Raw genomic sequence first — 14029 nt, 5'->3', positions numbered from 1 at the left:
TCAGGCCGCGCGCGGCAGCCGGACCTTCAAGCCGCTCCACTTCAGGCCTGGGAACAGCCGGCGCCAGGCCAGTTCCAGCAGGTTGAACAGGATGGCCGCGGCCAGCAGCCCCGGCCACAACCGCATTGAGGCAGGCAGGCCGGGACCTGTGGTGTCGAAGATGCGCTTGGCCGCGGGGTTGAACCGTCCGCCCGTATATGCCGCCAACTGCTGCAGCAGCAACGGGTTGCTGCCGTAGGTGGTGACCTCGGGTTCAGGCAGGTAGAGCCCGACTTCGGGGAATGCCCGCGATTCAACCAGCGGCCGCACGCGGAAGAGACCCTTGCGATTGCCCACCTGGACCTTGCCGCGGAAGTGATCGGCGCTGAGGCGCTCCAGCGTCACTGGCGCCTGGAAGCCATCGGGCCCGATCGCGAAGAGGGCCGGCAGCTTATCCGGAGCCGGAACCGCTTGAGAGAGGCGGTATTCGACCACCAGGTTGCCGTTGGCGGAATCATTTGTCAGCGTGGAGAGACCAGGCTGGGAGTGCGGCAGCAGGTCCCGCAGTACGTTAGCCCAGAACTTGTCGTAGCCCGGCCAGGAGACCCACGCGGCGGCCCAGCGAGACTTCGCATCGGAGGTGAAGACGGCCGCGCGGCCGAGGCCATACTGCCAGCGCGCCAGCAGCGGGTCGTCTTTCTCACCAGCGGTGGAGGAGGTGATGGAGAGGATCGTCTCGGCGGTCGGCTTGGCCTGGAAACGGACGTAGCCCTTGAGGGCGGGCGCCTTGTCCATCGGCAGGCCTTCCAGAATCTCGGCCTGGTGGGCGACTTTCGGTTGGATGGTCTTCTCGATCGTGGTGGAGCCCGTATGCTCCATGACGTCCTTGAGCAGGATCTGCTCCAGGCCGGAGGGGTCCGTCAGGAAATAGGCCTTGCCCTTGGCGGTTAAGGCGACCTTTTCCAGGTAGGCGCGATTCACGTCCTGCCCCAGGCCCACGGTCGAGATGGTGATCCGGTTGTTGGCCGCATCGCGCGCCACGCTCATCGAATCGCCTTCCTCCGAGATGCCGTCCGTCAGCAGCACGATGTGCTTGTACGCGCCGGTCGCGGTGGTCATGCGCTTGTAGCTTTCGGTGAGAGCCGGCGCGATTTGCGTACCGCCATCGGGGGTGATGCCGGCCACCAGGCGCTTGATCAGCGTGCGATCCTCGGCGCGGCGCAGCGGCACGGCCCACTGGAAGGAGTTGTCAAAAATGAGCACACCCACCTGATCGATGGGCCGCAGATTCTCCACGACGCCGATGGCGGCCAAGCGGGCCAACTCCATCTTGCGGCCTTCCATGGAGGAAGACTTGTCGACGATCAGGATGACCGACGCGCCTTCGGGACTGCGCGGGGGCGCGATGAGGGCCGGCAGCGTGCGGTCGAGCGCATCCTGAGGCTGATTCTTCTTGTCGACGTAGATGTTGTGTTCGCCGCCGATGACCATCAGGCCGCCGCCCTGCTGGACGAAGCGCTCCAGGTCGGCCTTGCGGCTGGGCGGCATGGCTTCCATATCCCAGTTATTGAACAGGACCAACTGGTAGTCGTCGAAGCGCGCGTCGGCGAAGAGGACGTTGGAGACCACATCGAACTGGGCGGCCGTGAGCGTGCCGAAGAGGTGGGACTCCATGCCCGAGGGGTCCTGGGAGAGGTAGAGCAGGCGCGGACGGCGGAGGGAAACCGCCTGTTCCACGCGAAGTTCACCCAGTTCCGGCGACTTCAAGGTAACCAGGAAATCGATCGCTCCGGCGGTCGCGACGGCGGCGCTGACGCGAAGGTGGTTCATCCCCGGCTCCAGGTTCACCTGCGTCGAGCCCAGCGGCTTGCCTTCGGCCAGGAGTTCCAGCGTACCCGAGGCTTTCGAGGGGCTTTCGACGTTCAATTCGATGGGGAAACGTTCTCCGGTGAAGGCCACCTCCGGCAATCGCGCCGATTCCAGCTTCAGCTTGGGTTCCGGCCGGCCGGGCAGGGCGAAGGTATCGATGGGAATGCCCAACTGGCGGGCCTGCCAGGCGGCGCGCGCCACTGAGCCGGAGTTCTCCTTGCCATCCGAGATCAGCACGATGCGCGGGATCAGGCCGGCGGGCAGGGTGGCCGAAGCTTCACGGATGGCGCTCTCCAGGCTGGTCTCGCGGCCCATCTCTCCGCCGGTTCCGCGCAGTTTCCACCCGGAAGCGTACTCCTGCGGCTGGGCCATGCGAATCGACCGGGCGAAGGGCAGGACGCGCACGATGTGCCGGCCGCGGGCGTCGTCAATGCTGGACACCAGCTTCGACTCCTGGGCCAGGTCGGAGCCGGAGATGCTGGCGGAGGTGTCAGCCAAAACCGCGACGCCGAGCTTCGTCTCGTGCACCGGCAGGCCCGGCTGGAAGAGCGAGATCAGGACAGCCGCGATGCTGGCCACCTTCAGGGCCAACGCGATCGGCGAAGTGGGCTTGGCGCGGTAGAGGAACCACTCCAAGCCAATCAGCAGCGCTCCGAGGATGGCCAGAATCTGCCACATCTCCTTGGGGAGGGGCGTGGTCGCCACCGCAGGCGCCAATCCGCGCGCCGCACTGTCGGGGATCTGCCAGGCGGTGGAACCCAGGCCGGGCAGCGACAGGGCAAACATCAGTTCGGAATTGGGTGCGAGAACACGCACTGTGGAGGGCGAGGCGGTGAAGAAACGGACCGTCCGGCCATCGACGGTAAAAGGCAGCGCGGCACCGTCGGAATCCAGCACGCGAATCTGATCCGGCGCCGCCAACTCGTTCAACTCGGCGTTCACCGACCCGGGCGTGGCGGCCAGGACCTCCTGCCGCAGGAACGTCTCCGGCGAGATCCACTGCATCAGGTTGGCGAACAGCAGGGGCGTGGTGAGCTCGTAGCGCAGGTCGGCGTGGAGGGGGTGAAAACCGAGCGTCACGCGCTTGGGCTGGCCCTGGACGGCGCTGGCCAGGATGACGGGCCCCTGGGCAGTTTCGGCCACCACGACATCGCCGCTGCCGGGCGTCAGCACCCGCGCGCCCTTCAGCTTCATGTCCTTGGAGTGGATACCGGAGGCGATGGGCTGACCCGAGTTCCAGCGCGTAATCGTGGCGTCGGCCGTACCGGGCCGGATCCACAGGCTGGCCTTCAGAGGCAGGGTGGCCGGTGAAAACGAGTCGAGAATCACCAGGTCCGCGTCGACATTCGAGGCGTATTGCGACGGCTGGTAGTAAGCCGCCTCCACGCGAGCGTCGGAGCTGAGCATGGGCCGCAGCAGATCGGGCTCGCTGGAGTAAACCGCCACGCGGAGCCGCCGCGGCACGGGAATCTCAAGTAGCGCCCGGTCGTCGGCGGGCAGGCCGTCGCGGGCGTTCAGCCGGGCTTCCAGCCAACCGGCCGCCGTGGAACGGAAGGAGAAGTTCGAAACCGCATCGCTGTGCGGAGGCAGGGTCACCAACTGGTTCGAGACCAGGGCGCCGCCCAGGCCGACCGTCAGAGGCACGTTGTAAGGAGTTGACGAGTAGTTGCGGGCGGTCACCGAGGCGTTGAAGAGGGTCGCGTCGTTGGTATCCCGGCGGACGACAACCCGGGTGAGGCCAAGGTTCGCCGGAACGTCCTTGGTGCTCAGTACGCGTAGATTCTTGGGCGGATTCAGGTTCGAGGAAGGCTCAATCTGACCGGGTCCGACGTACAGGATCTCGCCGGCACTTCTGGCTTCCAGCCGCATGGCCTGCTGGGCCAGGTCGAAGGCGGGCTGCAGATCCAAAGCGGAGGACGACGGCACTGAGGCTTTGATGGCGGCTTCCACGGCGGTGTGGTTCGACTCAAACCGGGTCACCGGCGTGGCCAGCGAGTCGGCCCGCACGACCATCACACGGTCCTGCGAGGGAACGCGCTTCAGCCAGGCCAGGGCCAGGCGTTGCGAGTCGGCGTGCAGGGCAGGATTCTGCAACCAGGCGGAGTTGTCGAGCAGGAGGATATGGTCGAGACCCGAGGTGTCGGGCCGGCCCAGGCGGGGCTGGGCGATGGCGAGCAGGAGGCAAGCAATAGCCAGCAACTGCAGCAGCAGGGACCAGGGCTGGTCGACTTTGCGGCGGCGTTTCTGCTGGACGTCCTGGCGGGCGGTCTGCCAGAAGCGCAGGGTGGCCACGGTATACTGGCGCCGCGACCGGATGAGCAGGTATAGCGCCACGGTGGCGGCCGACAGCGTGGTGAAGAGGGCCAGAAACTCAAGCGCGCTCAGATTGGCAAAAAACAAAGGCTATGCACTCCGCGGGGCGCGCTGCAGGTCCGCGCCGGCTTGATTCAAGGCCGAGAAAATGGCCTCTTCCAATGGGACGGATGTCGAGAAGCCGGCGTAACGTCCGCCTGAGCGCAGCGCGAGATTTTCTATGGCGCCTGCATACCGATCGAACTCTTCCGTATACGCCTGGCAAGTTGCCTCGTCCAGGGAGATCTCCAGCGACCCGCCCGATTCAGCGTCGGTCAGGGTGACGTCGCCCTTCAGGTTCGGCGACCGGTCGGAGTCGGTCCAGACCTGCACCAGCATCAGCTCGTGGCCGAAATCGGCGAGATACTGCAAGGGTTTCAACACTTCCCCATCATCCAGGAAGTCGGAGACCAGGATCAGCAGCCCCGGCTTCTGGTAGGCCGAGATGAACTGCCGGACCATCTCGAAGTAAGACGTGCGTCCACCGGGTTCGAGAGCAGAGAGAAAATCGTTGACCGGCCCAAAGCGGTGGCGGCCGCCGGAAGCCAAGTGCGAATCGTCCAGTTTCTCGTGAAACGGCTGCAGCAGTATGGAGTCGTGGCGGACCAGCCCGACATAGGTGAGAGCCGCGGCCAGCTTACGGGCATAGTCGAATTTGCTGCCCGCCCCGGGTTCCGGAGAAGCGGTCATCGAAGAGGAAGAGTCGAGCAGCAGGCGGATGGGGGTGCGCGGCTCCACCTGGAACATCTTCAGGAAGAGCTTCTCCAGGCGCATGAAGGCGCGCCAGTTGACGGCCCGCAGGTCGTCGCCCTGATGGAAATTCCGGTGATCGAGGAACTCCTGGCCGGGACCGGCGTAACGGGAGATGTTGTGCCCGCCCACCAGTCCGCGAAACGACTGCTGCCAGCGAATGGTCAGACGTTCGAGCCGTTCCAGGATTTGACGGTCCAGCAGGGGAGCAGCCATGGCGTTTCGATTCAGTGCGTCCGGAAAGCTCCCCTCAGGCGCGGGTTTGGGCGGCTTTCGAGGTCGCCGCGGTGATGATCTCTTTCAGCAGCGTTTCCGGAGTCTGGTCGTCCGCGTGGGCGTCGAAGTTCAGGATGATGCGATGCCGCAGGACGGCCGGGGCGATGGTCTTGATGTCGTCTATCGAGAGGTGCGCATGGCCGTGCATGAACGCGTAGACCCGGCCGCATTCCACCAGGGACTGCGCGCCGCGCGGCGAGGACCCGTAGCGGATGTACTTGTTGGCCAGTTCATGCGCATAAGCGGTGCCGGGCTGCGTGGACATCACCAGGCTGACGGCGTAGTCCTGCACGTGGGGAGCGACGAGCACTTCGCGGCAGGCGCGGCGAATGGAGAGGATTGTGTCGCGGTCCATCACCTGGCTGAGTTCCGGCTCCTCGCGAGCGATGGTGCGCTCGACGATGGTGTTCAGGTCCTCGCGCGTGGGGTACTGGACCAGGATCTTCATCAGGAAACGGTCGAGCTGCGCTTCGGGCAGCGGATAGGTGCCTTCCATCTCGATGGGATTCTGGGTAGCCATGACGAGGAAGGGCGATTCCAGGTGGTGGGTGACGGTGCCGGAGGTGACGGTCCGCTCCTGCATGGCCTCGAGCAGGGCCGACTGGGTTTTCGGCGTGGCGCGGTTGATTTCGTCCGCCAGCACCAGATTGGAGAACACCGGACCGGGCTGAAACTTCAGCGCCTTGCCGCCGGTATCCGAGGTCTCCATGATCACGCTGCCGACGATATCGGCCGGCATGAGGTCCGGTGTGAACTGGATGCGGGAGTACTTCAAGTGCAGAACGCGCGCCAGCGTTCGAAGCAGGGTGGTTTTGCCCAACCCCGGCACTCCTTCCAGCAGCACGTGGCCGCCCGCCAACAGGCAGATCAATACGCCGTCAACGACGTCCTGCTGCCCGACGATGACTTTGCCGATCTCGCTGCGAACGAGATCCAACCGCGAAACGGCTTCCGGAAAAGGCGAAGAGTGAGCCACATGAACATTGTAGGGCAAGCAGGAACGCAGCCGTTCCAGCCCGCCATTTCCCTGGAGAGGAATGTTACTCCTGCGGACGGTTCCGGTATGATGTCCGTGACTTCGCCCAGGGAAGGAGTCTGACGATGACTCGCCGTGAAATGATGCTCAGCAGCCTGGCCGCCGTGCCGGCCGCTTCCGGCCGCAGGATCCGGCTCGGAGGCCCGGTGTTCCAAAAGCCCGAGGACCCGCGCGAACTGGCTCGCGAGCACCGCAAGCTCGGCTACAGCGCCGCCTACTGCCCGCCGGCCAAACCCGGCGACACCGCCCTGCTGCGTGCGATCGAGGCGGGCTTCCAGGCCGAGAATGTCACGCTGGCGGAGGTCGGCGTCTGGGTCAATCTCCTGGAAGCGGACCCGGTGAAGCGTAAGCTCAATCTCCAGAAGGTGACCGACGGGCTGGCTGTCGCCGACGAGACCGGCACACTCTGCTGCGTCGACATCGTGGGGTCGTACAACCCGAAGTATTGGGACGGGCCGGATCCGCGCAACGTCACCCAGGAGTGTTTCGACGCGGCGGTAGAGAACGCCAGGGCGATTATCGACGCGGTGAAACCGAAACGCGCGAAGTTCTCCTACGAGATGATGGGCTGGACCGTGCCCGATTCGCCCGATTCTTACCTGAAGCTCATCCACGCCATTGACCGGCCGGGCTTCGGCGTCCATATCGACGTGTGCAACATTGTCAGTTCCCCGGACAGGTTCTACAACAATGCAGCGGTGATCCACGCCTGCTTCCAGAAACTGGGCAAGTGGATTCTCTCGTGTCACGCAAAAGACCTGGAGTGGGTGAAGGAGATGAACCTGCACTTCGTGGAGGTGGTGCCGGGCCGGGGCAAGCTGGACTACAAGGTCTACCTCGGGGCGCTCGCCGCCCTGCCCCACGAAGCGCCCCTGATGCTGGAGCATCTGAAAACGGCGGAAGAGTATGCCGAAGGTGCAGCGTACATAAAAAAGACCGGCGCGGAGGCCGGTCTTGGATTTGCTTGATCTAGGGGAGTTGTTTTTAGGATTCGACGCTGAGCACACCGGCGGAACCGGCGGCGTTCGCGAGGCAGCCCACGATGGAGGCGATCTCCGCCACAGCCACGCGGGAAGGTCCGCCCAGGCAGGTGCGGGAGACTGAGTCCCAGATGCTCATCATCCGGAAGTCGATGCGCAGCATGATCTGTTCGACGCTGGAGAGGTGCTCTTCCACCATCGGCGCCTTGCTCAACAACTGGTTGACGATCAGGTAGTCTTCTTCCAGGGCACTACGGAAGGCAGACAGATCCAGTTCGTCAGCCGAACCTTCGAGCAGGCGTTGGATTTCCAACACAGCGAGACTGGATGCTTTGGCAACATGAGTCGCGTAGTCGACTGAGGTCCTGGTGCGCAGGATCAGGATGCAACTGTATCGAAACCAATACGCAAACAGGACTACTGAAAAAGCGATGATGATGATGCTTGCGACCATCTTAAGTTGTGTGCTCCGTCCCGGCCGACAATCCGAGCCAGCGTAAACCTATAGGAAGAGTAACATAGGGTCCTGAGAGGACAATGCGTCCTGTGCGTACTAAGAGTAAAAACCGGACCATCTAGGTAAAGCTCCTCCCCCAGCCAGCCGGAAGAAGCTCGGAGGAGTACTGGACTAATGGGTCATGGAGTAAATGACGTAGTTCACTCCGAGCCGGATCGCTTCAGAGGAAAACCGTTCCGGATAGTCAGGATCATCGGCGAACTCCCAGCCGTCTCCGACATCCATATTGAAACAGATGGCGACTTTCATGCGCCCCTGGCCGTCGCGGATGGCGCGCCAGTGAGGCTCGACTCCGCCGCGCTCGATCATATCGCCGTGGACGACGTTGGCGCCCGGCACCCGCACTCGCTGCTTCAGGTCGAATACAGTGCGAAAGGCGGGGTCCCCGTCTTCCAGTTCCTCCACCCGGGCGGTGGGGTCGATCTGATGAATGCCGGCCATGAAGTTGGCCCACTCGCGCTCGTTGTGGAAGTCGTCGACCATCAGGAACCCGCCGCGATCGAAGTACTTCCGGAGCCGCTCGGCCTCAGTGGGGGAAAGCCGCCAATCGCCAACCGAACCGGCGAAGATCCAGGGCAGGTTGAAGATCTCATCGCTACTGACATCGACGATGGTCTCGATGGGCTGTATGTCCACCCGTGTCAGGCGTTTCAGGAGCGAAACAAAGATGCGGTCACCTTTGTTGACGTCGATGCCCCAGCGGTAATAGCGGCGGCCGCGGTCCATCGGCGAACGGTAGCGCAGGCGGCCCAGGGCAAACTCAGCTTTGTGCAGGGCGTCGGGCGGGTCCTCCACCGGATCCTGCATCTCGTGTTCATAGCGAGCCCAGACACGGTCGCGAATCTGCGCGAACGCCAGGAGAGCGCCCAGCAAGAGAAGTCCCAGAAGGGCGCCAGTGCGTGATCTGAGACCACACGAAGCCCGCATGGTAAGAGACTACCGCGAGATAGCCAAACTTCACCAGGAAATATTGTCAAAAATCGCGCGCAGGCGGCTTCCCTTCCCTGTGTGGATGGATTCGACAAAACCGACACGGCCATTCAGGTGGGCCCGGAAGTCGGGCACACCCGCGCGGTTTTGGGTTGCGGGCCCAAGGCGTACGCAATTGGTCAGGATGGCCTTCAGTGTGTCGAAATCCGAGCGAGGGATGTTGAGGTGGTCATTCGTCACCAACCCGGCCAGGCGCTGCTGCATGCCTCGAGTCATGATGCGTGTTTTCCGGTGGTTGACGGCAAAGCCCTCCTCCAGGAGGATCGCGGCGGCGTAGGTCGAGAACCGGCGTACGTCCGACGGTTGGCCGAACGAAAAGGCGAGATCGTCGGCATACCGGGTGTAGATGGCGCCGAAGTTGCGCGCGAGCCCGGTCAGCCGGCAATCGGCGCGGTAGGCGCACAGATTGGCCAGGGCCGGCGAGGTGGGCGCACCTTGCGGGAGATGCGGCCAGTGGTAGAGACGGCGCGCTTCGATCAGCTCCACCTGCGGGATCGCCGGTCGTGGGGTCCGCAACACGCTGGAGTGGGTTCGATTGGTGCAGACGCCCGCCAACAGATCGGCTACCAACTCGGGATACCCGAGGGTCCGGAAGACAGCTTGGATGCGGGCAGCCGGTAGGGACGGGAAGAAATCCTGCAGATCCATTCGAAGGACAACCGGCCGCCCGACGTGCGGCTCGGCGAATGTGCGAATGGACCGGCCCGGGCAGAAGCCATGCGCCGCCGGGTGAGCCGGCACGAGATCCAGGATTTCGCCCAAGATCTGGCGCTGCATCTCCTTGAGCCGCGGTTTGGGCGCCTCGATCAGCCGGATACCTCCGCGCCTCTTGGCGAGAACCCGGTAGTGGTAGTGCTCCAGCGGCGGTCTGCTCGTCCGGGCATTCAATCCTTTCGGGTCGGCGAACCAGTCCAACTCCTCGGGACGAACAGAGAGCCAGGACGCCAGATCGCCTTCGGTCACGAGTTCCGGCAGGTTCCATTCAGCAGCGGCCTGCACCGGCTGCATGCGCTGAGGCTCAGTGAGCCATTTCGCGACGGAGAGCTTGTGGGCGCGGTGCCTGAACCCTGTGTCGTCGAGGAGAAACCGGATCACCTCCTGCCGCTTGGGCCGAGTGAGCGCGCCGTGCGCCTTGAGATAGCGCCGGGCGAGTGGGAGCAGCCAGAACCATGGCCGGCCCAGCGCTTGCGCGGTGCGCGCGGCGATCCCGTCCGCGGTGGGTTCTCCACTGGCAAAGCAGCGGGCCAGGATCGAGAGAAGTGCGGGGTTAGCCATGGCCGGGCGCGTCCGGATGCTCCAACGAGTCTCACCTGGCGTGGGCAGAACTGCGCGACAGCGCAGCCGAAGCACACGCGACGAATGCCTGGCTATTCCCGATGCCCTGGGGTAACCCCAGAGAGGCTGAATCGAACACGAATGACCGATTCAGACCGAGCTTGGAACATCCGGCCGCCGTCCGTACTATAACAAGCCGGAAATCCGGGCCCAAGCCCCCAGCCGACCGGGGATGCCGGACCCGTCGCACTAGAATGGAGTTCGATGACTCGCCGAAGCGCCCTCGCCTTCGCAAGCTGCTTGCTGGCCGTCCCGCTGGCTCTGCTCCGTGCGGCTGAGCAAGCGGACCGCATCGTTATCCACAAGGCCCGACGCGAGTTGCTACTGCTCCAGAACGGCAAAGTCTTCCGGACTTACAAAGTGGCGTTAGGGAAGCAGCCGGTGGGAGCCAAGGTGCAGCAAGGGGACATGCGCACGCCGGAGGGGCTGTATCGGATCGACGGGCGGTATGCCAGGAGCCAGTACCACAGGGCGCTGCACATCTCCTACCCGAACGAGTCAGACCGGGCGCGGGCGCGGAAACTGGGCGTCCAGCCCGGCGGAGACATCCTGATACACGGGCTGCCCAACGGCCAGGGGGCAGTGGGGAAAGCCCACCTGCAAAGCGATTGGACCTGGGGCTGCGTTGCTGTGACGGATGAAGAGATTGAAGAGATCTGGAAGCTGGTCCCCAACGGGGTCGTGGTGGAGATCCTGCCGTAGCACGACCGGCCTCAGCGATAGACCGCGCAGCCGCGCTCTTCGAGTTCGTCCAGCCAGGCCGGCGGATCCAGGGTTGTTACCCAGCGCACGTCGAGCTTCTCGAGCCGTGGCAACCCGGTCAGGGTCAGGGGCAAGGCCCGCAGGGGATTCCCGCGCAGGTCGATATGGCGGAGTTCGCGCAACATCCCAAGCGAATCCGGCAGTTCGGCCACCTTGGTGTTCCGCAGGTGCAGTTCCCGCAATTGCGCCAGGCGGCCCAGGGCTTCCGGCAAAGCGGTCAACGGGTTGTCTGAGACTCTGAGCTCGATCAGGCTCGTCATGCCGCAAACACATTCAGGAAATTCCTCGAAGGCGTTCTGGCTGATGTTCAGATAGCGCAGGCGGGTCAGCCGCTGCAGCGAAGACGGCAGTGAGCCCAAGCGGTTGTCGTGCAGGTACAGAAAATCTCGGAGGCCGGTCAGTTCGCCTAGTTCCTCTGGCAGCTCGGTCAACTGGTTGTGGCCGAGGTCGAGCATCCGCAATCCCTGCATACGCCCGACCCGGCCTGAGAGCTGGGTCAGGCGGTTGTCAGCCAATACCAGGGTCTGGAGATGGTTCTGCAACCAAACCCAGTCCGGCACCTCGCCCAGCTCCTGCTTCCACAGGTTCAGGTCTCGTTGGGAGGCATCCGCCAAGAAGACGATCGTAGCCTGTTCCTGGAGCGAGCCTTGGCAGCGGCTGGGCCGTTAGTTCTTCGGCTTATCTTCCTTCTCTGGCGGTTTCTGCTCCTTCTTGGGCTCCGGGCGCGGCTGCGGTGCGGGGGCTCGAGGAGCCGGTGCCGCTTTCTGGCGTTGTTGGGCCTCCCGCTGTTGCCTCATCTGCTGCTCCCGGGCATCCTGCTGCTGTTTCTCGCGCTGTGCCCGCTGAGCGTCCTGCTGTTGTTTCTGCTGCTGCTCCCGGGCATCCTGCTGCTGTTTCTGCTGCTGCAACCGCTGGGTGTCCTGCTGCTGCTTTTCCCGCTGTCCCGCGCTGAGCATCCTGCTGTTGCTTCTGTTGCTGCTCACGCGCATCCTGTTGCTGCTTCTTCTGCGGCTGTTGTCCTGACGGAAATGCTTCTCCCGCAGCCCGCGCTGAGCATCCTGCTGTTGCTTCTGCTGCTGCTCCCGCGCATCCTGTTGCTGCTGCTTCTGCGGCTGTTGTCCTGACGGAAAATTCTTACGCTCGGGGCCTGGCGCCTGCGGGGCATTGGGCTGCTGTCCCGGACGCGCATCCGTAGCTGCTTCTCCTGCTGCAAGCGCTGGGTGTCCTTGCTCTTGCTTCTCCCGCAGCCCGCGCTGAGCATCCTGCTGTTGCTTCTGCTGCTGCTCCCGCGCATCCTGTTGCTGCTGCTTCTGCGGCTGTTGTCCTGACGGAAAATTCTTACGCTCGGGGCCTGGCGCCTGCGGGGCATTGGGCTGCTGTCCCGGACGCGCATCCGTATGCATTGCCGGCTGGATCCGCTTCACCTTGCTCATGTCCACGACGCGCACCTGGGGAGCAGGCGCCGGGGCGGCCTGCCGAATCTGGCGCACCTCGGCTACCGGCAGGGGACGACCGGGATTCCTCGCGAGCGCGGCCTGCTGACGGTCGAAAGGCAGGGCAGCCGGCGGCGGCGCGGTCCTCGCGACCACCCGCCGGGTGAGCACGCTGGCTGGAGGTCTCATCGCAGGCCGGCCGTTGGAGCCGCCCTGCGGACCCAGGACACTCTGGCGCTGCGGCACGATGAACGGCCCTGGAGCAATGTGGACCGCAGCAACCTGCGCGGCACTCACGGGACGAGCATATTGATTCACGCGGCCGCCGCTGGCAAAGGCGCTCTGGGGCACCGCGATGACACCGTTCTGGACCCGCTGGTTCACGTAAACCGCGTTCGTATTCCGGGTATTCCGCGAATTGTAATAGTTGTTGATGGTGACGTTGTTGATCACCGTGTTCGTGCTGTTCACTCGGCTGAAGTAGCGCTGGCTCACGGGATACGACGGGTAGTAGGGCTCACGCGGGCCCAGGGCAAACCAGCCGATCGCTGCGGCGGTTCCCGTCGAGAAGCTCATGCTGAATCCGGAGCCGCCACCCCCTCCGCCCACCCAGGCGACCATGGCCGGCGCGTAGGTCGGAGCGACTCCGCTGGGACCGGGGACCCAACCCCAGCGTCCACCGAAGGAAGCCCAACGTCCGTAATGGTAGGGTGCGAACCCCCAGGGGGCATCGTCCACCCAAGTCCAACCCCATGGGGCAATCCAGGCCCAATGCCCGTCATGATAGGGAGCCCAACCTGAGGCCACCGACGCGGGCATCCACACTGGACCGTAGTCAGGCTGGTTCGACCAACTGCCGTATTGGTCCAGGTCGTCGTAGCCCGGAACCTCGCGGGAAACGTAGCGCGCCGACTGCGATTGATCCTCCCGGCGGTCGCGCGAGGAACACCATTGGTCGAATTCATCGCCGCCGCCAGCGGGCGTGAGGTTGTATTCCAACTGGTCCCCGCCGCGCACTTCCGCCCGCTGCCGCGCGTAGAGCGGGAAAGACTGGCCATCACCAGTCACTTCTCCTTCGCCATCACGCACGGTGACCACCGTCGTTTGGGAATCGGGGCGCGCATCGATGCGGTAGATGCCAGGCCGCCTGAGGTTAAACGCCAGATTCGGCGTGTCGATCTCCACCACCTGGCCTGCGGCAAGATTGCGCAAGCGGATGAGCAGGGAACCCTCAGAGAGACGGATTTGAACCGTTTGATCGTCCAGATTCAGGAACTCGAAATCGGAGTGCGCGCTGAGCCGCAAGGCCATCGAACCGATGTGGAACTCTGAGCGCCCACCGTCGCCCACCCAGACCTGGTCGCCCGTGGTCATCGGCCTGTTGATGCCGGCGTCCACCCACTCGTCCACCCCATTCGGCTGGAAGGACACGGGCCCTTCCCGGTAGTTGAGGCGGGCCACCCGGCCAGGAGGATCCTGGGCTGCCAGGAAACCTGCTGAGGCTGCCAGGATGAGCGCAACCATCGTAATCTGCCGCATGCACCGCATTCGCTTCTCCTTCTCTCGTGGTGGTAGCCACGATTCAGTCACGAGTATTGCCAATGCACGTGCGATGCCATTGCATCCTCCTACGGGGTTGCCCTGGCTCCTGGGAAGAAAGCGCGGCTTTCCCAGGGAACGGGTCACCAGCATCCGACAGGCCGCCGGCGAATGGATAGCGATGGCCTGGATGACTCCGCCCGGTCAGATG

Annotated in this window: 10 protein-coding genes; 2 read left to right on the top strand and 8 right to left on the bottom strand. The window is 64.1% G+C overall.

Annotation, left to right across the window (positions count from 1 at the left end; translation table 11 throughout):
• The 3 genes from IRI77_RS29615 to IRI77_RS29605 are packed head-to-tail and all read right to left on the bottom strand — an operon-like array spanning position 1 to position 6163.
• The gene (locus tag IRI77_RS29615) at positions 1–4248 is read right to left on the bottom strand and encodes a VWA domain-containing protein (RefSeq protein WP_194448570.1); all 4248 of its coding nucleotides are present in this window, start codon (positions 4246–4248) and stop codon (positions 1–3) included.
• 3 nt (positions 4249–4251) lie between these two features.
• On the bottom strand, positions 4252–5166 hold the full coding sequence (locus IRI77_RS29610; RefSeq protein ID WP_194448569.1) for a DUF58 domain-containing protein: 915 nt from the start codon (positions 5164–5166) through the stop codon (positions 4252–4254).
• A gap of 34 nt (positions 5167–5200) precedes the next feature.
• On the bottom strand, positions 5201–6163 hold the full coding sequence (locus IRI77_RS29605; RefSeq protein WP_267239356.1) for an AAA family ATPase: 963 nt from the start codon (positions 6161–6163) through the stop codon (positions 5201–5203).
• 164 nt (positions 6164–6327) lie between these two features.
• Between IRI77_RS29605 and IRI77_RS29600 the strand changes: the two genes are divergently transcribed.
• Positions 6328–7230 (top strand): sugar phosphate isomerase/epimerase family protein, encoded by a 903-nt coding sequence (locus IRI77_RS29600; RefSeq protein ID WP_194448568.1) that lies wholly within the window; start codon positions 6328–6330, stop codon positions 7228–7230.
• A 16-nt stretch (positions 7231–7246) separates the two neighbouring features.
• Here the strand turns inward: IRI77_RS29600 and IRI77_RS29595 are convergent, their stop codons facing one another.
• The 3 genes from IRI77_RS29595 to IRI77_RS29585 all read right to left on the bottom strand — a co-directional run bounded on the left by IRI77_RS29595 (position 7247) and on the right by IRI77_RS29585 (position 10024).
• On the bottom strand, positions 7247–7696 hold the full coding sequence (locus tag IRI77_RS29595) for a hypothetical protein (protein ID WP_194448567.1): 450 nt from the start codon (positions 7694–7696) through the stop codon (positions 7247–7249).
• A 174-nt stretch (positions 7697–7870) separates the two neighbouring features.
• Positions 7871–8632: a DUF4159 domain-containing protein gene (locus tag IRI77_RS29590; RefSeq protein ID WP_194448566.1), complete on the bottom strand. Its 762-nt coding sequence runs from the start codon at positions 8630–8632 to the stop codon at positions 7871–7873.
• A gap of 84 nt (positions 8633–8716) precedes the next feature.
• A complete protein-coding gene (locus tag IRI77_RS29585) occupies positions 8717–10024 on the bottom strand; it encodes a reverse transcriptase family protein (protein WP_194448565.1) in 1308 nt (435 codons plus the stop codon).
• A 264-nt stretch (positions 10025–10288) separates the two neighbouring features.
• Here IRI77_RS29585 and IRI77_RS29580 point away from each other — a divergent pair, with 264 nt between their 5' ends.
• Positions 10289–10786, top strand: coding sequence for a L,D-transpeptidase family protein (locus IRI77_RS29580; protein WP_194448564.1), 498 nt, complete (start codon positions 10289–10291; stop codon positions 10784–10786).
• An 11-nt stretch (positions 10787–10797) separates the two neighbouring features.
• Here IRI77_RS29580 and IRI77_RS29575 read toward each other — a convergent pair whose 3' ends face one another.
• Together IRI77_RS29575 and IRI77_RS29570 are read right to left on the bottom strand one after the other, a co-directional pair.
• Entirely contained in the window at positions 10798–11460 is a 663-nt protein-coding gene (locus IRI77_RS29575; protein WP_228486383.1) for a leucine-rich repeat domain-containing protein, read from the bottom strand.
• Between the two features lie 51 nt (positions 11461–11511).
• Entirely contained in the window at positions 11512–13818 is a 2307-nt protein-coding gene (locus IRI77_RS29570) for a DUF6600 domain-containing protein (protein WP_194448563.1), read from the bottom strand.
• Positions 13819–14029: the final 211 nt, after the last annotated feature.

Origin of the sequence: Paludibaculum fermentans (assembly GCF_015277775.1) — a bacterium.
GTDB lineage: Bacteria > Acidobacteriota > Terriglobia > Bryobacterales > Bryobacteraceae > Paludibaculum > Paludibaculum fermentans.
This window is presented reverse-complemented; position numbering and strand designations above follow the sequence as displayed.

Coding starts and splice junctions, on each gene's coding strand:
- IRI77_RS29570 (WP_194448563.1), bottom strand. CDS start 13,818: ATGCGGCAGATTACGATGGTTGCGCTCATCCTGGCAGCCTCAGCAGGT.
- IRI77_RS29610 (WP_194448569.1), bottom strand. CDS start 5,166: ATGGCTGCTCCCCTGCTGGACCGTCAAATCCTGGAACGGCTCGAACGT.
- IRI77_RS29580 (WP_194448564.1), top strand. CDS start 10,289: ATGACTCGCCGAAGCGCCCTCGCCTTCGCAAGCTGCTTGCTGGCCGTC.
- IRI77_RS29600 (WP_194448568.1), top strand. CDS start 6,328: ATGACTCGCCGTGAAATGATGCTCAGCAGCCTGGCCGCCGTGCCGGCC.
- IRI77_RS29595 (WP_194448567.1), bottom strand. CDS start 7,696: ATGGTCGCAAGCATCATCATCATCGCTTTTTCAGTAGTCCTGTTTGCG.
- IRI77_RS29585 (WP_194448565.1), bottom strand. CDS start 10,024: ATGGCTAACCCCGCACTTCTCTCGATCCTGGCCCGCTGCTTTGCCAGT.